General features: G+C 43.9%; 30 protein-coding genes. 29 read left to right on the top strand and 1 reads right to left on the bottom strand.

All coding sequences use genetic code 11. From position 1 onward, the window contains the following. Positions 1-4 precede the first annotated feature (4 nt). The 24 genes from menG to ypjB all read left to right on the top strand — a co-directional run bounded on the left by menG (position 5) and on the right by ypjB (position 22,090). On the top strand, positions 5-706 hold the full coding sequence (gene menG / locus MTN95_RS16965) for a demethylmenaquinone methyltransferase (RefSeq protein WP_024121869.1): 702 nt from the start codon (positions 5-7) through the stop codon (positions 704-706). Between the two features lie 25 nt (positions 707-731). Further along, a complete protein-coding gene (hepT, locus tag MTN95_RS16960) occupies positions 732-1,694 on the top strand; it encodes a heptaprenyl diphosphate synthase component II (RefSeq protein WP_024121868.1) in 963 nt (320 codons plus the stop codon). A gap of 115 nt (positions 1,695-1,809) precedes the next feature. Then, positions 1,810-2,259 carry a nucleoside-diphosphate kinase gene (gene ndk / locus MTN95_RS16955; protein WP_081638330.1) on the top strand — a complete coding sequence of 150 codons (450 nt, stop codon included), beginning with the start codon at positions 1,810-1,812 and terminating at the stop codon, positions 2,257-2,259. A 232-nt stretch (positions 2,260-2,491) separates the two neighbouring features. Beyond that, positions 2,492-3,262, top strand: a complete 771-nt coding sequence (gene cheR / locus MTN95_RS16950) for a protein-glutamate O-methyltransferase CheR (RefSeq protein ID WP_024121866.1) — start codon at positions 2,492-2,494, stop codon at positions 3,260-3,262. A 74-nt stretch (positions 3,263-3,336) separates the two neighbouring features. Beyond that, a complete protein-coding gene (gene aroC / locus MTN95_RS16945) occupies positions 3,337-4,509 on the top strand; it encodes a chorismate synthase (protein WP_024121865.1) in 1,173 nt (390 codons plus the stop codon). After that, complete coding sequence (gene aroB / locus MTN95_RS16940) at positions 4,509-5,597, top strand: 3-dehydroquinate synthase (RefSeq protein WP_044155075.1); 1,089 nt, start codon at positions 4,509-4,511, stop codon at positions 5,595-5,597. The genes aroC and aroB overlap by 1 nt, the downstream gene beginning before the upstream one ends. After that, on the top strand, positions 5,594-5,977 hold the full coding sequence (aroH, locus tag MTN95_RS16935) for a chorismate mutase (protein ID WP_248339089.1): 384 nt from the start codon (positions 5,594-5,596) through the stop codon (positions 5,975-5,977). Before aroB ends, aroH begins: the two co-directional genes overlap by 4 nt. 217 nt (positions 5,978-6,194) lie before the next feature. Next, complete coding sequence (gene trpE / locus MTN95_RS16930; protein ID WP_248339074.1) at positions 6,195-7,742, top strand: anthranilate synthase component I; 1,548 nt, start codon at positions 6,195-6,197, stop codon at positions 7,740-7,742. Then, entirely contained in the window at positions 7,714-8,730 is a 1,017-nt protein-coding gene (gene trpD, locus MTN95_RS16925; RefSeq protein ID WP_105991728.1) for an anthranilate phosphoribosyltransferase, read from the top strand. Before trpE ends, trpD begins: the two co-directional genes overlap by 29 nt. Continuing rightward, the gene (trpC, locus tag MTN95_RS16920; protein WP_105954946.1) at positions 8,723-9,475 is read left to right on the top strand and encodes an indole-3-glycerol phosphate synthase TrpC; all 753 of its coding nucleotides are present in this window, start codon (positions 8,723-8,725) and stop codon (positions 9,473-9,475) included. Before trpD ends, trpC begins: the two co-directional genes overlap by 8 nt. A gap of 4 nt (positions 9,476-9,479) precedes the next feature. Further along, entirely contained in the window at positions 9,480-10,133 is a 654-nt protein-coding gene (locus MTN95_RS16915; RefSeq protein WP_202852575.1) for a phosphoribosylanthranilate isomerase, read from the top strand. Further along, complete coding sequence (trpB, locus tag MTN95_RS16910; RefSeq protein WP_202852574.1) at positions 10,114-11,316, top strand: tryptophan synthase subunit beta; 1,203 nt, start codon at positions 10,114-10,116, stop codon at positions 11,314-11,316. The genes MTN95_RS16915 and trpB overlap by 20 nt, the downstream gene beginning before the upstream one ends. Next, positions 11,309-12,112, top strand: coding sequence for a tryptophan synthase subunit alpha (gene trpA / locus MTN95_RS16905; RefSeq protein ID WP_105954949.1), 804 nt, complete (start codon positions 11,309-11,311; stop codon positions 12,110-12,112). Before trpB ends, trpA begins: the two co-directional genes overlap by 8 nt. An 11-nt stretch (positions 12,113-12,123) precedes the next feature. Beyond that, a complete protein-coding gene (gene hisC, locus MTN95_RS16900) occupies positions 12,124-13,206 on the top strand; it encodes a histidinol-phosphate transaminase (protein ID WP_024121856.1) in 1,083 nt (360 codons plus the stop codon). Between the two features lie 48 nt (positions 13,207-13,254). Beyond that, positions 13,255-14,370 carry a prephenate dehydrogenase gene (locus MTN95_RS16895; RefSeq protein WP_248339072.1) on the top strand — a complete coding sequence of 372 codons (1,116 nt, stop codon included), beginning with the start codon at positions 13,255-13,257 and terminating at the stop codon, positions 14,368-14,370. Positions 14,371-14,380: 10 nt separating this feature from the next. Beyond that, positions 14,381-15,667, top strand: a complete 1,287-nt coding sequence (gene aroA, locus MTN95_RS16890) for a 3-phosphoshikimate 1-carboxyvinyltransferase (protein WP_227597604.1) — start codon at positions 14,381-14,383, stop codon at positions 15,665-15,667. A 348-nt stretch (positions 15,668-16,015) separates the two neighbouring features. After that, positions 16,016-17,287, top strand: a complete 1,272-nt coding sequence (locus tag MTN95_RS16885) for a tetratricopeptide repeat protein (RefSeq protein WP_248339070.1) — start codon at positions 16,016-16,018, stop codon at positions 17,285-17,287. A 69-nt stretch (positions 17,288-17,356) separates the two neighbouring features. Further along, positions 17,357-17,896, top strand: a complete 540-nt coding sequence (locus MTN95_RS16880; RefSeq protein WP_105991734.1) for a ReoY family proteolytic degradation factor — start codon at positions 17,357-17,359, stop codon at positions 17,894-17,896. 58 nt (positions 17,897-17,954) lie between these two features. Then, positions 17,955-18,401 (top strand): YpiF family protein, encoded by a 447-nt coding sequence (locus MTN95_RS16875; RefSeq protein ID WP_105991735.1) that lies wholly within the window; start codon positions 17,955-17,957, stop codon positions 18,399-18,401. 142 nt (positions 18,402-18,543) lie between these two features. Next, positions 18,544-19,047, top strand: coding sequence for a Rieske (2Fe-2S) protein (locus tag MTN95_RS16870; protein WP_248339068.1), 504 nt, complete (start codon positions 18,544-18,546; stop codon positions 19,045-19,047). 1 nt (position 19,048) lies between these two features. Then, positions 19,049-19,723 carry a menaquinol-cytochrome c reductase cytochrome b subunit gene (qcrB, locus tag MTN95_RS16865; RefSeq protein ID WP_003225560.1) on the top strand — a complete coding sequence of 225 codons (675 nt, stop codon included), beginning with the start codon at positions 19,049-19,051 and terminating at the stop codon, positions 19,721-19,723. A gap of 32 nt (positions 19,724-19,755) precedes the next feature. Then, positions 19,756-20,523, top strand: coding sequence for a menaquinol-cytochrome c reductase cytochrome b/c subunit (locus tag MTN95_RS16860; protein WP_010334724.1), 768 nt, complete (start codon positions 19,756-19,758; stop codon positions 20,521-20,523). Between the two features lie 110 nt (positions 20,524-20,633). Then, positions 20,634-21,227, top strand: a complete 594-nt coding sequence (gene lhaT / locus MTN95_RS16855) for a lipoprotein heptaprenylglyceryl N-acetyltransferase LhaT (protein WP_248339065.1) — start codon at positions 20,634-20,636, stop codon at positions 21,225-21,227. Between the two features lie 68 nt (positions 21,228-21,295). Beyond that, a complete protein-coding gene (gene ypjB / locus MTN95_RS16850; protein ID WP_105954954.1) occupies positions 21,296-22,090 on the top strand; it encodes a sporulation protein YpjB in 795 nt (264 codons plus the stop codon). A gap of 49 nt (positions 22,091-22,139) precedes the next feature. Here the strand turns inward: ypjB and MTN95_RS16845 are convergent, their stop codons facing one another. After that, positions 22,140-23,012, bottom strand: a complete 873-nt coding sequence (locus MTN95_RS16845; RefSeq protein ID WP_105954955.1) for a YitT family protein — start codon at positions 23,010-23,012, stop codon at positions 22,140-22,142. Positions 23,013-23,151: 139 nt separating this feature from the next. Between MTN95_RS16845 and MTN95_RS16840 the strand changes: the two genes are divergently transcribed. From MTN95_RS16840 to bshA, 5 genes are read left to right on the top strand one after another with little or no spacing between them, the layout of a single operon-like run. Further along, complete coding sequence (locus MTN95_RS16840) at positions 23,152-23,487, top strand: nucleotide pyrophosphohydrolase (RefSeq protein WP_105954956.1); 336 nt, start codon at positions 23,152-23,154, stop codon at positions 23,485-23,487. Between the two features lie 11 nt (positions 23,488-23,498). Beyond that, a complete protein-coding gene (gene dapB / locus MTN95_RS16835) occupies positions 23,499-24,302 on the top strand; it encodes a 4-hydroxy-tetrahydrodipicolinate reductase (protein ID WP_105954957.1) in 804 nt (267 codons plus the stop codon). Positions 24,303-24,317: 15 nt separating this feature from the next. After that, positions 24,318-24,731: a methylglyoxal synthase gene (mgsA, locus tag MTN95_RS16830; RefSeq protein ID WP_044155160.1), complete on the top strand. Its 414-nt coding sequence runs from the start codon at positions 24,318-24,320 to the stop codon at positions 24,729-24,731. After that, complete coding sequence (bshB1, locus tag MTN95_RS16825) at positions 24,724-25,434, top strand: bacillithiol biosynthesis deacetylase BshB1 (RefSeq protein ID WP_248339062.1); 711 nt, start codon at positions 24,724-24,726, stop codon at positions 25,432-25,434. The genes mgsA and bshB1 overlap by 8 nt, the downstream gene beginning before the upstream one ends. Continuing rightward, positions 25,431-26,564 (top strand): N-acetyl-alpha-D-glucosaminyl L-malate synthase BshA, encoded by a 1,134-nt coding sequence (gene bshA, locus MTN95_RS16820; RefSeq protein WP_024121846.1) that lies wholly within the window; start codon positions 25,431-25,433, stop codon positions 26,562-26,564. Before bshB1 ends, bshA begins: the two co-directional genes overlap by 4 nt. The last annotated feature ends 4 nt before the right edge of the window (positions 26,565-26,568 follow it).

Below are 26,568 nucleotides of genomic sequence, written 5' to 3'. Positions count from 1 at the left end.
CATTATGCAGGACTCAAAAGAACAGCGGGTACACGGAGTATTTGAAAAAATATATAAAAACTACGACCAAATGAACTCTGTCATCAGTTTTCAGCAGCACAAAAAATGGCGTGATAAAACGATGCGCATCATGGGTGTAAAAGAAGGCGCCAAAGCTCTTGATGTTTGCTGCGGAACAGCTGACTGGACGATTGCTCTTGCAAAAGCAGCCGGTAAAACCGGTGAGATAAAGGGTTTGGATTTCAGCGAAAACATGCTGAGCGTCGGCAAACAGAAAGTAAAAGACGGCGGTTTCAGTCAAATCGAACTGCTGCACGGAAATGCAATGGAGCTCCCTTTTGATGATAATACATTTGATTTTGTAACAATTGGCTTCGGACTGCGTAATGTGCCTGATTATTTGACCGTACTGAAAGAAATGAGACGTGTGGTGAAGCCTGGCGGACAAGTAGTATGCCTGGAAACCTCACAGCCTGAAATGTTTGGATTTAGACAGGCTTATTTTATGTACTTTAAGTATATTATGCCGTTTTTCGGGAAGCTGTTTGCGAAAAGCTATAAAGAATACTCGTGGCTCCAAGAGTCAGCCAGAGAATTTCCTGGTATGAAGGAACTGGCAGGCCTGTTTGAAGAGGCGGGTCTGAAAAATGTCAAATATCATTCGTTTACTGGCGGAGTTGCTGCCACGCATATCGGATGGAAATGAAAACACAGATGTTTGGGTGAATGATATGAAATTTAAAATGGCCTACTCTTTTTTAAATGACGATATTGATGTAATTGAAAGGGAGCTTGAACAAACCGTACGCTCCGATTATCCGCTTTTGAGCGAGGCGGGTCTTCATCTATTGCAGGCAGGAGGCAAACGGATTCGGCCTGTCTTCGTTCTGCTTTCCGGCATGTTTGGCGATTACGATATCAATAAGATTAAATATGTCGCTGTCACTCTGGAAATGATTCATATGGCATCGTTGGTTCATGATGATGTCATTGACGATGCGGAGCTTCGCCGGGGAAAGCCGACGATCAAAGCCAAATGGGATAACCGAATTGCGATGTATACAGGCGATTATATGCTTGCCGGATCTCTTGAAATGATGACGAGAATTAATGAACCGAAAGCTCATCGGATTTTGTCGCAGACCATTGTTGAAGTGTGTCTTGGAGAGATTGAACAAATCAAAGACAAATACAACATGGAACAGAATCTCAGAACGTACCTGCGGCGCATAAAGAGAAAAACGGCGCTTCTTATCGCTGTCAGCTGCCAGCTGGGGGCTATTGCATCCGGAGCTGAAGAAAAGATTCATAAGGCGCTCTACTGGTTTGGATATTATGTCGGCATGTCTTATCAAATCATTGATGATATTCTTGATTTTACTTCAACTGAAGAAGAACTGGGTAAACCGGTTGGAGGCGATTTGCTTCAAGGAAATGTTACATTGCCTGTCCTATATGCATTAAAAAATCCAGCTTTAAAGAATCAGCTTAAATTAATTAACAGCGAGACGACACAAGAACAGCTTGCGCCTATTATTGAAGAAATCAAAAAGACAGATGCAATTGAAGCATCGATGGCAGTAAGCGAGATGTATCTGCAAAAAGCTTTCCAAAAACTTAACACGCTTCCGAGAGGGCGTGCGCGTTCTTCTCTTGCAGCCATCGCAAAATATATCGGCAAAAGAAAATTTTAATTTTTTGTAGATATTAAGAAATTTCTCCGCCCCGGATTGATTAATTATCTGAAAGATGTTACGATTTCGGTGTGCAATGTGAAAGCCTATACATACATATGATGGGGTGGAGAATGTGATGGAAAAGACTTTTATCATGGTGAAACCGGACGGTGTCCAACGGCAGCTGATCGGGGAAATTTTATCTAGATTCGAACGTAAGGGCTTACAATTAGCTGGCGCAAAGCTGATGAGAGTAACTGAACAAATGGCTGAGAAACACTATGCCGAACATCAAGGGAAGCCTTTCTTTGGAGAACTTGTTGAGTTTATTACTTCCGGACCAGTTTTTGCGATGGTGTGGGAAGGCGAAAATGTCGTTGAAGTGACCAGGCAGCTGATTGGAAAAACAAACCCTAAAGAAGCATTGCCAGGCACCATTCGCGGGGATTTCGGCATGTTTGTCGGAAAAAATATTATCCACGGCTCTGATTCTCTGGAAAGTGCTGAGCGTGAGATTAATATTTTCTTTAAGGATGAAGAGTTAGTATCATATCAACAACTCATGACAGGCTGGATCTATTAATCATTGCTGAAAAAGCCGAGAGAAGAGCTGGCATCTGCATTCCGCCGGTTCCGGCTTTTTTGTAAAGGTTTACATTGACTTGAATATATGGCTAAACGGCAGGGGATCCACCACTGTCTTTACCAATCATCTGAAATCAGCTGAAAAGCTGATTTTTTTATTTGAAACAATACAATTTCCTGATAAAACAAGCTATACTAGGACAAAAGACAGCGAGACTGGGAGAGAAGAGATGGATACATACAGCGTATTTACAACCAAATGGAAGCAATTAACCGGAGTTGATTTAACTTTATACAAAGAAGCGCAAATGAAGAGAAGGCTGACATCCCTTTATGAGAAAAAAGGTTTTCAAAGCTTTAAGGATTTTGCAGCGGCATTAGAAAAGGATCAGGCGCTTTTAAATGAAACATTAGACAGAATGACGATTAATGTTTCAGAATTTTATCGAAATTATAAAAGATGGGAAGTTCTTGAAACAGCTATTTTGCCTTTAATCAAACATTCAAAGCCTTTAAAAATATGGAGCGCGGCATGCTCTACAGGGGAGGAGCCTTATACGCTCGCAATGATTTTAGATCAGCAGAAAGGGCTCCCAGGCTATCAGATTTTGGCGACTGATATAGATGATAAAGCATTGGAAAAAGCGAAAAAAGGCGTGTATCAGGAGCGATCTTTGCAAGAAGTGCCGTCTTCTGTGAAGGATCGTTATTTTACTCAAAATGCTGATAAGAGCTATGAAGTGAAACATGACATAAAGAAGAACATTAGGTTTCAAAAACATAATCTGCTTGCGGATCGCTACGAGCAAGACTTTGATTTGATTGTGTGCCGCAATGTTTTTATTTATTTTACAGAAAACGCAAAGGAAGAGCTGTACTTAAAAATGGCGCATAGCTTAAAAAAGAATGGGGTTCTCTTTGTCGGCAGCACAGAGCAGATCTTCAATCCGGAGAAATTCGGCCTTTCTCCCGCGGATACATTCTTTTATCAAAAAAGATAGACTGACTTTTTGCCGAAAAATATGTTATAGTAGTTTTACTTAAAAGCGTTAATGCGATGAAGGGAGAAGAAGTCATGAGATATTTAACAGCCGGTGAATCACACGGCCCCCAATTGACAACCATTATTGAAGGTGTGCCTGCGGGGCTTTACATAACTGAGGAAGATATCAACTTTGAGCTTGGCAGACGCCAGAAAGGCCATGGCCGCGGGCGCCGCATGCAGATTGAAAAGGACCAGGCGAAAATTATGAGCGGGGTGCGCCATGCCCGCACTCTCGGTTCACCAATCGCACTTGTCGTAGAAAATAACGATTGGAAACACTGGACTAAAATTATGGGTGCGGCTCCGATTACTGAAGAAGAAGAAAAGGAAATGAAACGCCAAATTTCCAGACCAAGACCGGGACACGCAGATTTAAACGGTGCGATTAAATATAACCACCGCGATATGAGAAATGTGCTTGAGCGCTCTTCAGCACGTGAAACGACCGTAAGAGTGGCGGCAGGCGCTGTCGCTAAAAAGATCCTTTCTGAGCTTGGCATTAAGGTAGCGGGCCACGTATTACAGATCGGGGCAGTTAAGGCTGAAAAAACGGATTATACTTCAATTGATGACTTGAAGCGTGTGACTGAAGAGTCTCCGGTCAGATGCTACGATGAAGAAGCAGGCAAAAAAATGATGGATGCCATTGACGAAGCGAAGGCAAACGGAGATTCCATCGGCGGAATTGTGGAAGTGATTGTTGAAGGAATGCCGGTGGGCGTGGGCAGCTACGTTCATTATGACCGTAAACTGGACAGCAAGCTTGCAGCGGCAGTACTTTCTATTAATGCATTTAAAGGTGTGGAATTCGGCATCGGTTTTGAAGCGGCCGGAAGAAACGGAAGCGAGGTTCATGACGAGATTATTTGGGACGAAGAAAAAGGATATACGCGTGCTACGAACAGACTTGGCGGATTGGAAGGCGGCATGACGACAGGAATGCCAATCGTTGTCCGCGGAGTCATGAAGCCGATTCCGACATTATATAAACCGCTGAAAAGTGTGGATATCGAAACGAAAGAACCGTTTTCTGCCAGCATTGAACGTTCAGACAGCTGCGCAGTGCCAGCGGCAAGTGTAGTGGCGGAAGCTGCTGTTGCATGGGAAATTGCGAACGCTGTTGTTGAACAATTCGGCTTAGACCAAATTGACCGCATTAGAGAAAACGTGGAGAATATGAGAAAACTGTCGAGGGAATTTTAATGAGAACACTGCATGTTCAAACCGCTTCCTCTTCGTATCCTGTATTTATCGGACAAGGAATCAGAAAAAAGGCTTGTGAACTATTAACCTCGCTAAACAGGCCATTAACACGCATTATGCTTGTTACCGATGAAGAAGTGGATCGCCTGTACGGTGATGAAATGCTTCACCTGCTGGAAGAAAAATGGCCTGTGAAAAAAGTGACGGTGCCGAGCGGAGAGCAGGCGAAATCAATGGATATGTACACGAAGCTGCAGAGTGAAGCGATTCGATTTCATATGGATCGCTCCTCATGCATCATCGCTTTTGGAGGCGGTGTTGTAGGAGATCTTGCTGGATTTGTGGCTGCCACTTTTATGCGCGGCATTGATTTCATTCAAATGCCTACAACGCTTTTGGCGCATGACAGCGCGGTCGGAGGAAAAGTAGCGGTGAATCATCCGCTTGGAAAAAATCTGATCGGCGCATTTTATCAGCCCAAAGCCGTGCTTTACGATACGGACTTTCTCCGTTCCCTACCGGAAAAAGAGCTTCGGTCCGGGATGGCAGAAGTGATTAAGCATGCTTTTATTTATGACAGAGAATTCCTGAAAGACCTGCTGGGCATTCACTCACTGAACGATATCACCAGCGAGCAGCTGAATGACATGATTTTTAAAGGTATTTCGATTAAAGCGTCTGTCGTTCATCAGGATGAAAAGGAAGAAGGAATCAGAGCCTATCTTAACTTTGGGCATACACTCGGCCACGCAGTTGAGGCGGAGTATGGCTACGGACAGATCACCCACGGTGATGCGGTAGCACTCGGTATGCAGTTTGCTTTATATATAAGTGAACAGGAAGCCGGCTGTGAAATGGACAGAAATCGATTAGTCAGCTGGCTTAAGAACCTGGGCTATCCAAGCCGCATTAAAAAAGAAACGGCAACTTCCGTGCTTTTAGACCGTATGATGAATGATAAAAAAACCCGCGGCGGTATGATTCAATTCATCGTTCTCAAAGAATTAGGAAAAGTCGCCGACCATACGTTTTCAAGAGATGAACTTGAGAGCTGGCTGAACAAATGGCGAATGGAGGAGACATCATGATGATTCGTGGAATTCGCGGAGCAACTACAGTCGAAAAGGATACTGAAGAAGAGATTTTACAAAAAACCAAACAGCTGTTAGAAAAAATGATAGAAGAAAACAAAACAAAGCCGGAAGATGTTGTTCAAATGCTTCTATCGGCGACGCCTGACCTGCACTCTGTTTTCCCGGCAAAAGCTGTCCGCGAGCTTTCTGGCTGGCAGTATGTGCCGGTGACATGTATGCAGGAAATGGATGTTACAGGCGGTCTGAAAAAATGCATAAGGGTCATGATGACTGTTCAGACTGAAATTCCTCAGAATCAAATCAGACATGTCTATTTAGAAAAAGCGGTTGTATTAAGACCCGATTTATCATTGACAAAAAATAATGAATTGTAATACGATTAGAACAGCTTAGAAATACACAAGAGTGTGTATAAAGCTTAGTGAATGAGTTGAGTTAGAGAATAGGGTAGCAGAGAATGAGTGTAGTTGAGCTGAGACATGTATGTTTATTCTACCCAAAAGAAGCCTTTCTTTTGGGTTTATTTTGTTATATCTTGATTTTCCCTCTCATGCCTTCTTCTCATTCTCCTTGCCAAAAGGAGTGAAAGCAATGAATTTCCAATCAAACATTTCTGCATTTTTAGAGGACAGTATGTCCTACCGCACCATACCGATTGTGGAGACTTTCACAGTTGACACACTGACACCTATCCAAATGATCGAGCAGCTGGACAGGAAGATCACTTACCTTCTTGAAAGCAAGGATGACACATCAAATTGGTCCAGATATTCGTTCATCGGCCTACAGCCATTTCTCACGATCAAAGAACAGCAAAATGATTTTACTGCTCAAGATGAGAATGGACGATCCCTTTACACTGGAAAAGAATTAAAAGAGGTACTGGATTGGATGAATGCAGCATACAAAATCAAAACGCCAGAGCTTGCCATTCCCTTTGTAGGCGGAGCTGTCGGGTATTTAAGCTATGATATGATCCCGATGATTGAACCTTCTGTTCCTCGCCACAGGAAGGAAACGGAATTTGAAAAGTGTATGCTGTTTGTTTGCAGCACATTAATTGCTTATGATCATGAAACAAAAAACGTCCACTTTATTCAGTATGCTAGATTGAATGGACAAGAAACTGAAGCTGAAAAAATTGCTGTGTTCAATAAAAATCACCGAGAGCTCCAAGGCCTCATTGATAAAATGATGGATCAAAAAAACATAAAAGAACTGTTTCTTTCATCTGAGTCATATAAGACGCCTGGTTTCGATACGGTATCTTCAAATTACGAAAAATCAGCGTTTATGGCAGATGTAGAAAAGATCAAAGAATATATAAAAGCAGGAGACATCTTTCAAGGTGTCCTGTCACAAAAATTTGAGATTCCGATAACAGCAGATTCCTTTGAATTGTACAGAGTGCTGCGAATCGTCAATCCTTCGCCGTATATGTATTATATAAAACTCCCGGACAGAGAGATTGTCGGCAGCTCTCCGGAACGGTTAATCCACGTTCAAGACGGGCATTTGGAAATCCATCCGATTGCCGGAACAAGAAAAAGAGGCGCAGACAAAGAGGAAGATGAAAAACTCAAAATTGAGCTGATGAAAGATGAGAAAGAAAAAGCGGAGCATTATATGCTCGTTGATCTAGCTCGAAACGATATCGGCAGAGTGGCAGAGTATGGATCGGTTGCTGTGCCGGAGTTCACAAAGATCGTCTCATTTTCACATGTTATGCACATCATTTCAGTCGTCACAGGGAGGTTGAAAGAGGGAGTTCACCCTGTCGATGCGCTAATGTCGGCTTTTCCTGCGGGAACTTTAACCGGGGCCCCAAAAATCCGCGCCATGCAGCTTTTAAATGAACTGGAGCCGACACCGAGAGAGACATACGGCGGCTGCATCGCCTACATCGGATTTGACGGGAATATCGACTCCTGTATTACGATCCGTACCATGAGCGTAAAAAACGGTGTTGCATCGATACAGGCTGGAGCAGGTATTGTTGCTGATTCTGTGCCGGAAGCCGAATATGAAGAAAGCTGTAACAAAGCGGGCGCACTGCTGAAAACCATTCATATTGCTGAAGACATGTTTCGTAGCAAGGGGGATGAAGCCGATGAACCAATTTCTGCAAACGTGCGTTGACGGTAAGACACTTACTGCTGTTGAAGCGGAAGCGCTTATGAATATGATGATGACAGCAGAAATGACTCCTTCTGAAATGGGCGGTATATTGTCAATCCTGGCTCATCGGGGCGAAACTGCAGAAGAGCTGGCGGGCTTTGTGAAGGCCATGCGGACACATGCCCTTACGGTAGACGGACTTCATGATGTGGTTGACACATGCGGTACAGGCGGTGACGGCATCTCTACCTTTAATATTTCAACGGCATCGGCAATCGTTGCTTCAGCAGCAGGAGCTAAAATTGCAAAGCACGGCAATCGCTCCGTATCTTCTAAAAGCGGAAGTGCCGATGTTCTTGAAGAGCTTGGGATACCAATTCAAACCACACCTGAAGAAGTCAGAGTCAGCATTGAAACAAATAACATGGGATTTCTCTTTGCGCCGCTTTATCATTCGTCCATGAAACATGTGGCGGGTACAAGAAAAGAGCTCGGATTCAGAACGATTTTTAATCTGCTCGGACCGCTCAGCAATCCTTTGCAGGCGAAGCGTCAGGTGATCGGTGTCTATTCTGCTGAAAAAGCGGGATTGATGGCAAGCGCACTGGAAATGTTCCAGCCGAAGCATGTACTATTCGCAGCAAGCCGTGACGGTTTAGATGAGCTTTCGGTTACATCACCGACCGATGTGATTGAAATAAAGGATGGAGAGCGCCGGGAATATACTGTTTCACCCGAAGACTTCGGCTTCAAAAATGGCAGACTTGAAGATATACAGGTGCAGTCACCGACAGAAAGCGCTCATCTGATTCAGAATATTTTTGAAAATAAAAGCAGCAAATCGGCTTTATATATTACAGCCTTTAATGCCGGCGCTGCGATATACACGGCGGGTATTGCCGAAACACTGAAAGAAGGAACAGAGCTTGCGTTAGAAACGATTGCAAGCGGAGGTGCCGCAGCCCAGCTCGATAGACTGAAACAGAAAGAGGGAGAGATCTATGCTTGAAAACATAATCAATCAAAAAAAAGAAGAAGTCAAAACTCTCATCCTGCCAGAAGAGCAGCCTTTTGAAAAACGCTCTTTTAAAGAGGCGCTGGCTAACCCGAACCGTTTTATCGGATTGATTGCCGAAGTCAAAAAAGCGTCGCCGTCAAAAGGACTCATTAAAGAAGATTTTGTTCCGGAGCAGATTGCAAAAGACTATGAAGCTGCGCAGGCAGACGCACTTTCTGTTTTAACTGACTTTCCGTTTTTCCAAGGGAAAAACAGTTATTTATCAGACGTAAAGCGTGCTGTTTCGATTCCGGTGCTGAGAAAAGATTTTATTATTGATTCGATTCAAGTGGAGGAATCAAAGAGAATCGGAGCAGATGCCATATTGTTAATCGGAGAGGTGCTTGATCCTGTACAGCTTCACGAGTTGTATCTCGAAGCAGGGGAAAAGGAAATGGATGTGTTAGTGGAGGTTCATGATCAAACGACGCTTGAACAAATAGTGAAGGTATTCACCCCTGATATTCTCGGTATTAATAATCGAAACTTAAAAACGTTTGAAACTTCGCTCGAACAGACGAAACAGATTGCATCCCTAGTTCCGAAAGAATGCTTGCTTGTCAGTGAAAGCGGCATTGGTTCTTTAGAACATTTAACATTTGTCAAAGAACATGGAGCACGAGCTGTTCTAATCGGAGAGTCATTGATGAGACAGCATTCACAGCAAAAAGCAATCCATGCTTTGTATGGGGAGTGAGGATGTGAAAAAACCGGCATTAAAGTATTGCGGTATACGGTCACTGCAGGACCTGCGGCTTGCAGCGGATTCACAGGCAGATTATCTGGGTTTTATTTTTGCTGACAGTAAACGAAAAGTATCTCCGGCAGATGTGAGAAAGTGGCTGAGCCAAGTTCGTACCGAGAAACAGATTGCAGGCGTTTTTGTGAATGAATCGCTGGGAACGATTGCCCGTATAGCAGACGATTTGCAGCTTGACGTCATTCAGCTTCATGGTGATGAGACTCCAAAGGATGCTGAAGTCCTCCGTCTGCTGACAAATTGTGAAATATGGAAGGCGCTCCATCATAACAGCACAGCAATTCAGAATTTGGACCGCTTTAACGATTCTGTAGACGGTTTTGTGATTGACTCATCTGTAAAAGGGGCAAGAGGCGGGACTGGAGTGGCTTTTGCTTGGGAGTGTGTGCCTGAATATCAGCAGAAAGCTGAACAAACGGGGAAACGGTGTTTCATCGCAGGCGGTGTGAATCCCGACACAATCGCAGACTTATTGAAATGGAGACCGGGCGGAGTCGATCTTGCCAGCGGAATAGAAAAAAACGGACAAAAAGATGACAAACTGATTAGGCTCTTAGAAGAAAGGATGAACCGATATGTATCCATATCCGAATAAAATAGGCAGATACGGTGATTTTGGCGGGAAATTTGTTCCGGAAACTCTTATGCAGCCGTTAGGAGAAATTGAAACAGCATTTAAGGAAATAAAGGATGATCCTGTTTTTAGGGGAGAATATCATAAGCTGTTAGCTGAATATTCCGGCAGGCCGACCGCATTAACATATGCCGATCGAGTCACAGAGCATTTAGGCGGCGCTAAAATTTATTTGAAAAGAGAAGATTTAAACCATACAGGTTCCCATAAAATCAACAATGCTTTAGGCCAGGCATTGCTTGCAAAAAAAATGGGCAAAACGAAAATCATTGCAGAAACAGGTGCCGGACAGCATGGAGTAGCCGCCGCCACAGTTGCTGCAAAGTTTGGTTTTTCCTGTATTGTATTTATGGGTGAAGAGGATGTCGCCCGCCAGTCTCTGAACGTATTCCGAATGAAGCTTCTTGGAGCAGAGGTTGTGCCGGTCACAAGCGGAAACGGGACCCTGAAGGATGCGACAAATGAGGCTATCCGTTATTGGGTTCAGCATTGTGAGGATCATTTTTATATGATCGGATCGGTTGTCGGACCGCACCCTTACCCGCAAATTGTCCGGGAATTTCAAAAAATGATCGGAGAGGAAGCGAAGGATCAGTTGAAAGACATTGAGGGAGTACTGCCTGATAAAGTCGTTGCCTGCGTAGGCGGCGGAAGTAATGCGATAGGCATGTTTCAGGCATTTTTAGACGAAGATGTTGAACTGATCGGTGCTGAAGCGGCAGGAAAAGGAATTGATACCCCGCTTCATGCCGCTACCATTACGAAAGGTACTGTCGGTGTGATTCACGGTTCGCTCACTTACCTCATTCAAGACGAGTACGGTCAAATTATTGAGCCTTATTCAATTTCAGCAGGACTTGACTATCCGGGAATTGGTCCGGAGCACGCTTATTTGCATAAAAGCGGCCGTGTCACATACGATAGCATAACTGATGAAGAAGCAGTAGATGCGTTAAAACTATTGTCAGAAAAAGAAGGGATTTTACCAGCGATCGAATCTGCTCATGCATTAGCGAAGGCATTTAAAATCGCAAAAGAGATGGGGCGGGATCAAACTATCCTCGTCTGTTTATCAGGAAGAGGAGACAAGGATGTCAACACATTAATGAACGTATTGGAAGATGAGGTGAAAGCGCATGTTTAAAGCAGACCTGCAGCAGTCGGGAAAGTTGTTTATCCCGTTTATTACAGCGGGTGATCCGTTGCCGGAAGTTTCAGTCGAACTGGCTAAGTCTCTTCAAAAAGCGGGTGCCACGGCACTTGAGATTGGTGTAGCATACTCTGATCCGCTGGCAGACGGTCCGGTGATTCAGCGGGCTTCAAAACGGGCGCTTGAGAACGGGATGAATATTGTAAAAGCGATTGAATTAGGCGGAGAAATGAAAAAAAATGGCGTCAATATTCCCATTATCCTCTTTACGTATTATAATCCTGTGTTACAATTGAACAAAGAATACTTTTTCGCTTTACTGCGGGAAAATCATATAGACGGCCTGCTTGTTCCGGATCTGCCTTTAGAAGAGAGCGCCAGCCTTCAAGCGGAATGCAAAACCCATGAGGTAACGTATATTTCTTTAGTTGCACCGACAAGCGAAAGCCGTTTGAAAACGATTATTGAACAAGCCGAGGGCTTCGTCTACTGTGTATCTTCGTTAGGTGTGACCGGTGTCCGAAATGAGTTCAATTCATCAGCTTATCCATTTATCCGGACAGTGAAGAATCTCAGCGCTGTGCCGGTTGCTGTTGGGTTTGGTATTTCCAGCCGCGAGCAGGTGGTCAAGATGAATGAAATCTGTGACGGTGTCGTAGTGGGAAGTGCGCTCGTCAAAAAGATAGAAGAATTAAAGGATCGGCTCATCAGCACTGAGACGAGAGATCGTGCAGTGCAGGAGTTTGAAGATTACGCGAAGACGTTTGGCGGTTTGTACAGTTTAAAATGAGGTGACTGGATTTGCGTATCAAAGAACATTTAAAACAACTGAAGCCTTATCAGCCGGGTAAACCGATTGAAGCAGTAAAAGCAGAATATGGCTTGGATAAAGTCGTGAAGCTTGCATCAAACGAAAATCCGTACGGCTGTTCGGAAGCTGCAAAAGAGGCACTTCATCATGAAATTCAACAGCTTGCGCTTTATCCCGATGGATATAGCGCCGCTTTGCGGACAAGGCTCAGTGAGCACCTCAATGTGAGCGAAACATCACTTATTTTCGGCAATGGTTCAGATGAAATCATCCAAATTATATGCCGGGCTTTTTTAAACGACAAAACAAACACGATTGCAGCAGCACCGACTTTTCCGCAATATAAGCATAATGCGGTGATTGAAGGCGCTGAAGTTCGTGAAATTGCCCTTCGTTCTGACGGCTCTCATGATTTAGACGCGATGCTTGAAGCGATTGACGAACAGACTCAAGTCGTTTGGATTTGCAGCCCGAACAACCCGACGGGCACTTATACGGCTGAAGGAGAATTGATTTCATTTCTGGAACGTGTTCCTTCTCGTGTCCTCGTTGTTCTTGATGAAGCATATTATGAATATGTAACAGCTGAGGATTACCCGGAAAGCATACCGCTTTTGAATACGTATTCCAATCTGATGATATTGCGTACGTTTTCAAAGGCATACGGTCTGGCGGCGCTTAGAGTCGGATACGGTATTGCTGACGAAAAATTGATCCGCCAAATAGAGCCGGCAAGAGAGCCGTTTAACACCAGCCGTCTTGGCCAGGCTGCAGCGATTGCAGCGCTTGACGATCAAGAATTTATCGCTTCTTGCATCGAGAAAAATCAAGCAGGCCTTCAGCAGTATTATGATTTTGCGGAAACACACGGATTAAAATGCTACCCTTCACAGACAAACTTTGTTTTAATAGATTTTAACCGCCCGTCTGATGAATTGTTTCAGGCATTGCTGCAAAAAGGTTATATTGTCCGATCAGGAAATGCATTAGGGTTCCCGACTTCACTCCGGATTACGATCGGCACGAAAGAGCAAAACGAGGAAATTCTCGCAACTTTAGCTGAAATTTTATAAGAGGTGGTCAAGAATCACCTCTTTAGTCTATGAACCAGGTGATGACGAATGAATCAAATCAAAGATACAATATTGCTCGCCGGTCTCGGATTGATAGGCGGTTCTATTGCGTTAGCCATCAAAAAAAAACATCCGGAAAAACGCATTATTGGGGTCGATATCTCAGATGAGCAGGTAGTGGCTGCCTTAAAATTAGGTGTGATAGACGAGAGTGCTGATTCGTTTATTGACGGCGCGAAAAAAGCTGCAACCGTTATTATTGCAACACCTGTTGCGCAAACGCTGCTTATGCTTGAAGAGCTGGCCCATTCAGAAATTAAGCATCCGCTTTTGATTACTGACGTAGGAAGCACAAAGCAAAAAGTGGTTCATTACGCCGATCAAGTGCTGCCTGCCGGCTACCAATTTGTCGGAGGGCATCCGATGGCGGGCTCGCATAAATCAGGAGTTGCCGCTGCAAAGGAATTTCTGTTTGAAAATGCGTTTTATATTTTAACCCCGGGCCGTAAAACGGACAGACAAGCGGTCGATCAGTTAAAACATTTGCTGCAAGGGACGAATGCCCAATTTGTAGAAATGTCGCCTGAAGAGCATGATGGCGTAACAAGCGTGATCAGTCATTTTCCGCATATTGTTGCAGCCAGTCTTGTGCATCAGACCCATCACTCGGAAGAGCTTTATCCGCTTGTGAAGCGGTTTGCTGCCGGCGGTTTTCGGGATATTACCCGGATTGCATCAAGCAGTCCTGCAATGTGGCGTGATATTCTGTTACATAATAAAGATAAGATTTTAGATCGTTTTGATGAGTGGACTCGTGAGATTGAAACGATCCGGACATATGTAGAGCATGGAGATGCGGAAAAACTATTCAATTATTTTAAAACGGCAAAGGACTACCGTGATGGACTGCCTCTCCGCCAGAAGGGCGCAATACCGGCATTTTATGATTTATACGTAGACGTGCCGGATCATCCTGGTGTGATTTCCGAGATAACGGCTATACTTGCTGCGGAACGCATCAGTATAACGAATATCCGCATTATTGAAACGAGAGAAGATATTAACGGGATTTTAAGGATCAGTTTTCAATCCGATGATGACCGCAAACGGGCCGAACAGTGCATAGAAGCCCGCGCGGAATACGAAACTTTTTATGCTGATTGAGGTGGAAACAATGAAAAGAGAAAAGGTGCAGGCGTTAAACGGCGAAATACATATTCCCGGTGATAAATCCATTTCTCACCGCTCTGTTATGTTTGGTGCGCTTGCGAAAGGCACAACAACTGTTAAAAATTTTCTGCCGGGAGCAGACTGTCTGAGCACCATCGATTGCTTTAGTAAGATGGGCGTTCAAATTGAGCGAAACGGCAGTGATGTGATCATTCACGGGAAAGGGATGGATTCCCTGCGAGAACCAGAAAGTCTGTTAGACGTCGGTAATTCAGGCACAACGATTCGTCTGATGCTCGGAATCCTTGCGGGCCGCCCTTTTTACAGCGCGGTAGCTGGGGATGAAAGCATTGCGAAACGCCCAATGAAGCGTGTAACAGAACCTCTGAAACAAATGGGCGCTAAAATTGACGGCAGAGCCGGCGGAGAATTTACACCGCTGTCAGTAAGCGGCAGTACATTAAAAGGCATTGACTATGTATCACCTGTGGCCAGCGCGCAAATTAAATCGGCTGTTCTGCTTGCCGGGTTGCAGGCTGAGGGAACTACAACTGTCACCGAGCCTCATAAATCCAGAGATCATACTGAACGGATGCTGTCTGCTTTCGGAGTGAAACTGGCAGAGGACAAGACAAGTGTCTCCATAAAAGGCGGCCAGCAGCTTACGGCTGCAGATATTTTTGTTCCCGGAGATATTTCTTCAGCCGCGTTTTTCCTTGCAGCTGGCGCAATGATTCCAAACAGCAGAATTGTACTGAAAAACGTGGGGTTAAATCCGACTCGGACCGGTGTCATCGATGTGCTTCAAAACATGGGGGCAAAGCTTGAAATCATACCATCTGTTGATGAAAGCGCAGAGCCTTATGGAGATTTGATCATTGAAACGTCATCTCTTAAAGCGGTTGAAATTGGCGGAGATATTATTCCGCGTTTGATTGATGAGATTCCTATTATTGCCCTTCTTGCGACTCAGGCGGAGGGAACAACAGTCATTAAGGATGCCGCAGAGCTTAAAGTGAAAGAAACGAATCGTATCGACACAGTTGTTTCAGAGCTTCGAAAGCTCGGTGCTGAGATTGAACCGACTGAAGACGGAATGAAGGTATATGGCAAACAAACTCTCAAAGGCGGCGCGAAAGTATCAAGTCATGGAGATCATCGGATCGGAATGATGCTCGGTATAGCTTCCTGTTTAACAGAAGAGCCGGTTGAGATCGGACAGACAGACGCCATTCATGTGTCATATCCAAACTTTTTTGATCATTTAAATAAGCTTTCAAACAAATCCTGAAGTTTATGCTTCAGGATTTGTTGTGTGAGCGTTTATCAGTCATAAACTGAAGAAAAAAAACATAGCCTGTCTTATAGAGGAATATAAAAACAAAAAAAGAGGGAGGGGGCTTTACTTACAAGTCGGCAGGTCAAGGGCTGCTTTACTGTAATAGAGGGCTATCTTCCTTTTTTTATTTGCTATCGCAGGATCTTTTGATAAACTAATAAGACTCAGAAATTCCTTGACGTACAGTGTAAGCATCTTATTTGCCGAGGGCTATCCTCTGAATTATGATAGGATTAACCCGAACAAATAAGACTTTTATGTATGATTGATGTTGTTAGGAAAAGAAAGGACCGGTCCGATTTGAATACATTAATTCAAGAAGCCATAAAATTAGTTGAAGCAGGAGAAACAGAAAAGGGACTCAACACCCTCTCGAAGGCCGAAAAACAGCTTCATGATGAAGATAAAGCCATCGCAGCACAGCTTTATTACGAGTGGGGAAATGTAGAGAAAGCGATCTCACTGATCAGTGATTTGCATGATTTATATCCGAATGAAACAGAACTGACGAATTTTTATGCTGAACTTTTAATAGATATTGACGAAGAAGAAAAAGCATTGGCTGTGCTGGAAACGATCCCGGAATCAGACCCATCATATCCGGAAAGCCTGCTGCTCATGGCTGATCTTTATCAGATGCAGGGGCTGTTCGAAGTAAGTGAGCAAAAGCTTTTACAGGCAAAGTCTATTCTTGAAAATGAACCAATCATTGATTTTGCGTTAGGCGAGCTATACTTTACTCAAGGAGCCTATGCAAAAGCTGTTCAATATTTTAAAAGAACGGCTGGGGAGCAGAGTGAGATCGGAGGCGTTAATGTCCACCAAAGACTGGCGGAATCGCTAAGTGCATCAGGAGATTTTGAGGAGGCCATTCCGTGGTATGAAAAAGCTGTAGATGAGAATCCTGACCCTAATACAATTTTCGGCTATGGGTTTACAGCCTCACAAGCGGGACTGATCAAAACGGCTATTAAACAGCTGTCCGATTTAAAGGAGCTTGATCCATCCTATTCATCACTTTATATGCCGCTATCAAAGAGCTATGAGGCTGAAGGGATGTATGAAGAGGCATTAAAAACGGCAAAAGAGGGTATCAGATATGATGAATATAACAAAGAGCTTTTCCTCTATGCCGCGAAGATGGCGTTAAAAATCGGGAAGTCAGAAGAAGGGAAAAAACTTCTTCAGGAAGCGCTTGCTCTTGATCCTGGCTTCGTCGAAGCACTCCATACTTTACTTGCTGTGTATCATAAGGAAGAGAATTATGAGCAAATTATTGATCTGATTCAAGAGGTGCGGGGCTACGGGGAAGAAGATCCGAAATACAATTGGTATCTGGCCAGCGCTTACACCGAATTAGAGCAGTACGAAGAAGCAAAACAATCCTTTGAAGCTGCTTTTCTTCACTATCGTGAGGACAGAGATTTCTTATACGAATACGCAACCTTTTTATTAGAAGAAGGCCTGCAACAAGAAGCGCTGCCGCTATTGAAAAAGGTACTCGAAATAGACGGAGCCAATGAAGAGCTGGAAGAAATAATCTTGCGGATCGAGGATGAATTTTCGAGATAAGCAGGAATTTTAACCGCTTATGTGGAACATATAAGTATAGATTATACGAACGATAGAGGAGGGAATTACATGCAGACCCCTGTTTCTGTCAATGAGAAAAAGGATTTTATCCGTTGGTTTTTAAACCATTATCAGCTAAAGCGCAGAGAGTGCGTATGGATCTTGAACTACTTAATGAGCCACGATTCTTTAATGGAAAAGGTTCATTTTGTAGAGCAGGCAGAATTTTGCCCGAGAGGCATTATAATGTCAACACATTGTGTTGAAGAAGTTCCGTTTCGGTTTTATAAAGAGAATGTCATGACAACCGACGCGGAAAAATCTTTTCATGATATTAGATTAAATAAACAGCAGGATTTGTTTATCCAGCTTAATTTCCGTTCAGCCTACAGTTCTCCTGAGTATGCGGCGGTGCTGGAGTCCAACCCTCACATTCCGAAAGATCTGTTTGAAAACAAAAAAGATCAGGGGCTGGCTGAACAAATCCTGGAGCACGCCATTTCTACATTCCAGAGAGAAAAATTATTAAAAGACATTGACGATGCGCTCGATCGTCATGATAAAGAAGCATTTGAACAATTATCGAACCAATTGAATCAGCTCACATAACATGACCAGCCTTGCAGTGTAATGCAAGGCTTGTTGTCGTAAAAAGGGGAGAACGATGATGAGATGGAAAATGCCTGATGCTAAGGACTATTTACAATCAAAAGATTACATTGATACCGCTGTCATACCATTAATTAACATAAAAATGGGGAGCCAATTAAAAATAGCAGCAGAAAGAGGCGAATTTACGCAGCTTCTAGCGGAAGAATTGGAAAGGCAGTTAAAAGGACGGGTATATTTATTGCCTGCTTATACATATGTTGATAGAAATGAAAATACCGTTCAAGGGCTGAAAGATTTACAGGAGGAGGTCAAATCAGATTTTCAGCATGCTGTACTGCTGACAGCTGATGATCATTGGAGTTGCGAAGAGTCATTGGGGAAGGTTATTGTTGTGCCTTCTGTTCCGTTAGAGCACTTAAATGACTCCATAAAAAGAAAAATATTAGATGAACGCACAGCTGAAATTTTGAACGTTTTGTTACAGTTATGGAACGCTTCATAAAAACACTTACATTTCCTTATAAACAATATTTTGGCTATATTGACCTTGCTGAGAGATTCATATATTATGAGGGTGTCTAGAGTTATGAAATATTTTCTATTTTAGTCAGTTTGCAGGGTTGACCTTGAGGGGGGGAGAAGAGATGGGCGGAAGACATGATATATCGAGACGTCAATTTTTAAATTATACGCTTACAGGCGTAGGGGGATTTATGGCGGCTAGTATGCTCATGCCTATGGTTCGCTTTGCACTCGACCCGGTGTTAAAATCGACAGGAAAGCAGGACATGGTTCAGGTTGTCAGCGTAGATGAGCTGACAAAAGAGCCGCAGCGCTTTGATTTCAAAATTAATCAAGTCGATGCCTGGTATGAGTCGGAAGAATCGAGATCAGCTTGGGTTTTCAAAAATGGGGATGAGATTGTAGCACTTTCACCAATTTGTAAGCATTTGGGGTGTACGGTGAACTGGAACAGCGATCCTAAAAATCCGAATAAATTTTTCTGTCCTTGCCACTACGGACTCTATGAAAAAGACGGCACCAATGTCCCGGGCACGCCGCCGCTTGCGCCTCTTGATCATTACGAGCAAGAAGTTAAAGACGGCTTCCTGTATCTTGGAAAAGCAAAGCCTAAGGGGGGAGGGTGACATGCTGAACAAAATTTATGACTGGGTAGATGAACGGCTTGATATTACACCGATGTGGAGGGATATTGCCGATCACGAAGTGCCGGAACATGTGAATCCCGCCCATCATTTCTCTGCGTTTGTGTACTGCTTTGGGGGACTGACGTTTTTTGTAACCGTTATCCAAGTGTTGTCGGGGATGTTTTTAACGATGTACTATGTGCCTGATATTAAAAATGCCTGGGAATCGGTATATTATTTGCAAAATGAAGTTGCATTCGGCCAGATTGTCAGGGGAATGCACCATTGGGGCGCCAGCTTGGTCATTGTGATGATGTTTTTACATACGCTGAGGGTCTTTTTCCAAGGGGCGTATAAAAAGCCGCGGGAACTGAACTGGATAGTCGGTGTGTTAATCTTTTTTGTCATGCTTGGGCTTGGGTTTACAGGCTACTTGCTTCCTTGGGATATGAAGGCTCTGTTTGCCACAAAAGTCGGGCTGCAGATCGCTGAAGCCACTCCTTTGATCGGAACGCAAGTCAAAACACTCCTGGCAGGGCATCCGGATATTGTAGGCGCCCAAACGCTGACTAGGTTTTTTGCGATCCATGTATTCTTTCTTCCTGCCGCCTTGTTTGGATTGATGGCCGCACACTTTATTATGATCCGCAAGCAGGGGATTTCAGGACCGCTTTAAACTTGATCTGCGAATAAAAGGGAGGGGATGACATGCACCGGGGCAAAGGGATGAAATTTGTAGGAGACTCAAGGATACCGGCTGAGAAAAAGCCGAATATACCGAAGGATTACTCAGAGTATCCCGGTAAAACAGAAGCCTTCTGGCCAAATTTCTTATTGAAGGAATGGATGGTCGGAGCTGTCTTTCTGATCGGTTTTCTTGTTTTGACGATTGTACACCAGCCGCCTTTGGAGCGGATGGCGGACCCGACGGATACAGGTTATATTCCGCTGCCGGACTGGTATTTTCTTTTCTTATATCAGCTTTTGAAATATGAATACGCCGCTGGGAGCTTTACGGTGGTCGGCGCTATGATTATGCCGGGGATCGCCTTTGGCGCTCTGCTTTTGGCGCCATTTCTCGACAGGGGAACGGAAAGAAGGCCTTGGAAGCGTCCCGTGGCTGTCGGGATGATGCTCTTGGCTATTTCCGCGGCTGTATTTTTGACCTGGCAGTCCGTAGCTACTCACGACTGGGCAAAGGCGGAGGAGCAGGGGAAAATCACAAAAGAAGCGGATATCGATACCAGTGCCGAAGGATATAAAATTTTTCAGGAGCAGGGCTGTATTTCATGTCACGGGGATAATCTTCAAGGCGGAGCGGCCGGGCCTTCATTGGTAGACACCGGACTGAAGCCGGAAGAAATCAAAAAGATCGCTGTTGAAGGAAAAGGCCAAATGCCGGCAGGCGTGTTCAAAGGAAATGATAAGCAGCTTGAAGAACTTGCGAAATTCATTTCCGAAACAACGGCGAAATAACGTATTGTGAATTGCGAAACGGAAGGATATACTTTTATTATCAAAAGCTGACCAGGCGTCAGCTTTTTTATATGGACATATTATTTTTACAGACTGAGAGTTGATTTGATGTGAAATGGTTTCAATATGTATTAGGACAGCGAACGATGCTTATTCTTGTCTTAGCGATCAATTTTCTGGGGACGGTTTACGGATACTATTGGTACTTGCCTCAGCTTTTGGAGACGCCGGCCCGTTTCTTCATCTTTGTTCCGGACAGCCCGACAGCAACGTTTTTCTTCTTGTTTGTGCTGCTGGCCTTTCTCATGAAGCGGAATGCTCCGCTTTTTGAAGCGCTTGCGTTAGTGACGCTCGTGAAATATGGCTTGTGGGCGGTCGGAATGAATCTTCTCGTATTGGCTGTCACGGGTGATTTGCCATGGGAAGGCTATATGCTGATTGCCTCGCATTTTGCAATGGCTGTCCAGGGGGTGCTGTACAGCCCGTATTTTCGATTTTCATTATGGCATCTTGTTATCGCTGCGGTCTGGACGCTTCATAATGATGTCATTGATTACCTGTTTGGGATGATGCCGCAATACTCCATGCTTTCTGAATATATGACTGACATAGGATACGGAACGTTTTGGCTGAGCATCTTTTCAATCGGACTTGCCTTCTATCTCGTCATTTCGAAAAAGCAAACAAAGCTTCAACTGACGTAAAGACAATCTTGGTCTATCCTTGTCCTTTCCTTCATATTCTGTAAGGAGAGAGAGTGGGAGGGACCTGCATGAAACGAAAGCTGACGATCTGTTTGTTGATTGCTCTTATTTTTTATAATGGGAATGCCAAGGCTGAAGAGCGGGGAAGCCTCAAGGAATTGAATGATTTATCCGATACGGTTTTTCAAATGACCCGCCAGTCGAAATATGAAGAGGCGCTGCAAGTCTTATCTTATTTTGAAAAAACATTAAAATCCGCTGAAAAACAGAAGCAAGACAGCATGTTAACTGGAGCCCAAATTCGCCAAATTACTTTGGGCTATAACGATATGGTACGGAGTTTAAAACAGGCTGATGCATCAGACACACAAAAGCTCAGAGCAGCCGCGCAGTTCAGAATGCTGATGGATGCTGTTGACAATCAGTCTGATCCCCTTTGGGGGTCACTGGAGAAGCCGATTATGGAGGTCTTTGCCGCACTCAAGCAGGATGTCCAAAAAAATGAAAGTACGAGCTTTCATGAAAAGTGGAACGAATTTATCAGCTTGTATGATTTGATTTATCCAAGTCTTACAATCGATATATCAGAAGATCAGCTTGATACAGTCGGAAAACATATTGAAGTGATTGAGCAAGAGGGGTTTCAGCAAATGACCGAGAGTACGAAGCTTGAACGGCTTTCCCTACTCCAGAACGATCTGAAGAGTGTATTTGACAGGGTGGAAGAGGATGATGCAGATCCGTCTTTGTTATGGGTGATGATCACTACAGGCAGTATCATCATTACTGCACTTACTTATGTCGGTTACAGAAAATACAGAGCGGAGAAAAGGAAACTAAAAAAGCGGGATTATCCAAAATGAGTAAGAGGGGCGGCGGCAGCCGCCTTTTGCCTTTTGTTATCAAAAAACATTAGCGCGGGAGCGGATTTTTATTTTCATCGAGTGTAAATCCTTCTCCAAGCACATCGTGGACATCGCTGACCGCGACAAAGGCATGAGGGTCAATGGAGTTAATCACACTTTTCAGCATGACCAGTTCGTTTTTGGGCACTACACAATACAGCACGTCTAGATCCTCTTTCGTGTAGGATCCCTGTCCTTTCAAAATGGTAACGCCCCGTTCCATTTCCTCAAGAATTTTCTTCTGAATCTGGTCGTTTTTAAAAGAGATGATTGTTGCACCTTTAGCTGCGTATCCGCCTTCCTGGATAAAATCAATCAGTCTTGCCGCCACAAATACGGCAACCAATGTGTACATGGCTTCTTTGTAAGAGAGATAGGTAAGCAATGATAAAATGATCACGCAAGCATCGAAAGCAAACATCGTTCGGCCCATTGGTATCCCAAAATACTTATTGACCAAACGGGCAATGATATCAACCCCGCCCGTCGTACCGCCGAACTTAAAAATAATGCCTAAGCCGGCTCCAATGAATACGCCGGCAAATAAAGCGGCAAGCGCAAGATCATGCTGAAGGGGCATATGTATTTCATATCGCTGAAAAATGCTGAGGAATAAAGACAGTGCTACAGTACCAACTAGGGTGTATACAAACATCGTCTTGCCCAGCAAACGCCAGCCGATAAAAAAGATCGGGATATTCAAAACCAGGTTTGAAATAGAAGGACTAATATGGAAAAGGGCATAAAGCAATAGTGTAATTCCCGTGAATCCACCCTCTGCCAGATTGTTTTGCATATTGAAATGAACCAGGCCAAATGAAAAAATTGCTGCACCGATTAAAATAAAAAATATGTTTTTTAATCTAATTTCTCCAAGCATCACACAAAACCCCTTTTCCTTCCATTAGATAGCGTTTATATTATAGTGGATGCAAAAGAAAACAGCAAACGTGCTTAAACATTTGTCAAACGTATCCGAATTAGCTAACATGTAAGAGGATGATAGGAGGTTTCGTGCAGTGAATGATAAAACAATGAAAGATATACAGGCTGAGGTGGACCGCTACATCGGCCAATTTAAAGAAGGGTATTTCAGCCCGCTTGCCATGATGGCAAGATTAACCGAAGAACTGGGCGAGCTTGCAAGAGAAGTCAATCATCGTTATGGAGAAAAACCAAAAAAAGCGACTGAAGATGATAAAAGCATGGAAGAGGAAATGGGTGATGTGCTGTTTGTATTGGTTTGTTTAGCCAACTCACTTGATATTTCATTAGAGGAAGCCCACGACCGAGTCATGCATAAATTTAATACAAGAGATAAAGACCGCTGGACAAGAAAAGAAGAAGGAAAGTAGAGGAGATCAAGATGACAAACGAAACAATTAAAGTAGTCATTGCAGGACCGCGGGGAAGAATGGGGCAAGAAGCTGTTAAATTGGCGGAAAAAACACCTCATTTTGACCTAGTCGGAGCAGTTGACCATACATACGATCAGCACAAATTATCTGATGTGATGTCTGTTGAGTCTGATGCTCTTATTTACACAGATATCCATGCCTGCTTTACAGAAACAAAACCAGATGTATTGATCGATTTAACTACACCCGAAATCGGGAAAGTACATACAAAAGTTGCATTAGAACACGGTGTCCGCCCTGTAGTGGGTACGACCGGTTTCTCTGAAGCTGATTTGAAAGAACTTACATCTCTGACAGAAGAAAAAGGGATCGGGGCTATCATCGCTCCAAATTTTGCATTGGGTGCGGTACTCATGATGAAATTCTCAAAAATGGCTGCCAATTACTTCGATGATGTTGAGATTATTGAGCTTCACCATGATCAGAAGCTTGATGCGCCAAGCGGAACGGCTCTCAAAACCGCTGAAATGATTTCCGAGGTTCGAAAAGAAAAACAGCAAGGACATCCAGATGAAAAAGAAATCCTTCCAGGAGCAAGAGGTGCGGAGCTAAACGGAATCCGTCTGCACAGTGTTCGTCTTCCAGGGTTGATCGCCCATCAGGAAGTGATGTTCGGCATGGACGGCCAAACGCTGCAGATCCGTCATGATTCTTATAACCGTGCTTCCTTCATGTCCGGTGTAAAACTGTCTGTAGAACAAGTCATGAAGATTGATCAGCTTGTCTACGGATTGGAAAATATCATTGATTAGACAGGGGGATAAATGATGAAAATTGCTTTGATCGCGCATGACAAGAAGAAACAGGATATGATCCAATTTACAACCGCTTATCAAGAGATTTTGAGTCATCATGATCTATATGCAACGGGAACAACGGGATTGAAAATTCAAGAGGCAACCGGCCTTCAAATCCAGCGTTTTCAATCCGGCCCTTTAGGCGGAGACCAGCAAATCGGCGCGTTAATTGCCGCTAACGCACTTGACCTAGTTATCTTTTTGCGCGACCCGCTGACCGCACAGCCGCATGAACCGGATGTCTCGGCATTAATCCGTTTATGTGATGTTTATTCGATTCCGCTTGCCACCAATATGGGAACTGCAGAAATACTTGTTCGCACACTTGATGAAGGCGTTTTTGAATTCCGCAATCTTCTTCGGGGAGAAGAACCTCATGTATAATGCTGACGTTCTTGCTTTTGGCGCCCATAGTGATGATGTCGAGATCGGTATGGGCGGCACAATAGCAAAGCTTGTCAAACAGGGAAAAAAAACCATGATATGCGATTTGACTGAAGCGGAGTTATCTTCAAACGGAACAGTCAGTTTGCGAAAAGAAGAAGCGGCCGAAGCAGCCCGTATATTAGGTGTGGACAAAAGAATTCAGCTGACGCTCCCTGACCGCGGGCTGATGATGAGTGATGAGGCGATTCGGGCGATTGTCACAGTCATTAGAACCTGCCGGCCGAAAGCGGTGTTTATGCCATATAAAAAGGATCGTCATCCGGATCACGGCAATGCTGCCGCACTGGTAGAAGAAGCGATCTTTTCAGCAGGAATTCATAAATATAAAGATGAAAACAGCCTGCCTGCGCATAAAGTAAGTAAGGTCTACTATTATATGATAAATGGTTTTCATCAGCCTGATTTTGTTATTGATATCTCGGATACAATAGAGGATAAAAAGAAAAGCCTCAATGCCTACAAAAGCCAGTTTGTACCGTCACAGAATTCTGTTTCAACACCATTGACGAACGGTTATATCGAGATCATTGAAGCAAGAGAAAAGCTGTACGGCAAAGAAGCGGGTGTAGGGTACGCCGAGGGCTTCTTTTCCAATCGGATGCTGATGCTGGATCATGATGTGCTTGGGGGCGAACAATGAAAAAGTTAAAAATAGGCATTACATGCTATCCGAGCGTCGGCGGCTCAGGTATCATTGCGACAGAACTCGGGAAACAGCTTGCTGAAAAGGGTCATGAAATCCATTTTATAACATCGAGCATCCCGTTCAGATTAAATACATATCATCCTAATATTCACTTTCATGAAGTTGAAGTTAACCAATATGCCGTTTTTAAATATCCGCCGTATGATTTAACATTGGCAAGCAAAATCGCTGAGGTTGCAGAACGGGAGAATTTAGACATCATCCACGCTCACTACGCTCTGCCGCATGCGGTTTGCGCTTATCTCGCAAAGCAGATGCTGAAACGGAATATCGGCATCGTAACAACTTTGCATGGAACGGATATTACAGTATTAGGCTACGATCCATCCTTAAAAGATCTTATCCGTTTTGCGATAGAGGCTTCAGACAGGGTGACAGCGGTCTCATCAGCCCTTGCTGCTGAAACGTACGATTTAATTAAGCCGGAGAAAAAAATAGAAACGATTTATAATTTCATAGATGAACGTGTATACCTTAAGAAAAACACAGCGGCCATTAAAGAGAAACACGGCATACTGCCGGATGAAAAAGTCGTGATCCATGTGTCCAACTTCAGAAAGGTCAAACGTGTGCAGGATGTCATCCAGGTGTTTCGCAATATAGCCGGCAAAACAAAAGCAAAACTGCTCTTAGTCGGAGACGGTCCTGAGAAATCAGTGGCCTGTGAGCTTGTCAGAAAATATGGGCTGGAAAAACAAGTGCTGATGCTTGGAAATCAAGACCGTGTCGAGGAGCTTTACTCCATCAGTGATTTGAAGCTGCTGCTGTCTGAAAAAGAAAGTTTCGGCCTTGTCCTGCTTGAAGCGATGGCATGCGGAGTGCCTTGCATCGGAACGAATATTGGCGGTATCCCTGAAGTGATAAAAAACAATGTGAGCGGGTTTTTGGTGGATGTCGGCGATGTCGAAGCCGCTTCAGCCAAAGCGGTTCGCATTTTAGAAGACGAACAGCTGAGCAAGCGGTTTACCGAAGCGGCCATGGAAATGCTCAATAATGAATTTTCGTCACAAAAGATTGTCAGCCAGTATGAACAGATATATGCCGATTTAGCAGAACCGGAGTGATGAC

The organism is Bacillus sp. 2CMS4F, from assembly GCF_023161785.1.
Taxonomy (GTDB): domain Bacteria; phylum Bacillota; class Bacilli; order Bacillales; family Bacillaceae; genus Bacillus; species Bacillus halotolerans.
The sequence above is the reverse complement of the archived record's forward strand: the minus strand, read 5'-3'. Positions and strand labels throughout refer to the sequence as shown.